1 protein-coding gene is annotated in these 574 nt (G+C 67.9%); it reads left to right on the forward strand.

The features are described from left to right. Nucleotides 1-574: methyl-accepting chemotaxis protein (locus ACNFCH_RS25845; protein WP_416744509.1), on the forward strand; the 574-nt coding region annotated here is incomplete at both ends.

Genomic DNA, 574 nt, shown 5'->3' on the forward strand with positions numbered 1-574 from the left:
GCGGTGCAGAGCGTGGACCGCCTGAGCCAGGAGATCGAGCAGTCGGCCCAGTCGATCCAGCAGCTGGAGCGCGACAGCAATGCTATCCAGTCGATCCTCGGCACCATCCGCTCGATCGCCGAGCAGACCAACCTGCTGGCCCTGAACGCCGCCATCGAGGCCGCCCGCGCGGGCGAGCAGGGCCGTGGATTCGCCGTGGTCGCCGACGAGGTACGCGCCCTGGCCAAGCGCACCGCCGATTCCACCGCCGAGATTGACGGCCTGCTCGGCAACCTGGCCTCGCGCACCGCCGAGGTCGCCGAGCAGATGCACGCCAGCCTGGAGGTCTCGCAGCAGTCGGTCAGCCGCATCGGCCTGGCGCGCGACAGTTTCGGTCAGATCCGCGAGTCGGTGGACATCATTCGCGACATGAACACCCAGATCGCCACCGCAGCCGAAGAGCAGCACCAGGTGGCCGAGGACATCAACCGCCACATCAGCCAGATCCACGGCGATGCCCAGTTGGTGGCCGAGCTGGCCCAGGCCGCGCGTCAGGATTCCGAAAGCCTGGCGGGGCTGTCCAATGAACTGGATG

Origin of the sequence: Pseudomonas sp. NY15354 (assembly GCF_048068075.1) — a bacterium.
Taxonomy (GTDB): Bacteria; Pseudomonadota; Gammaproteobacteria; order Pseudomonadales; family Pseudomonadaceae; genus Aquipseudomonas; species Aquipseudomonas guariconensis_C.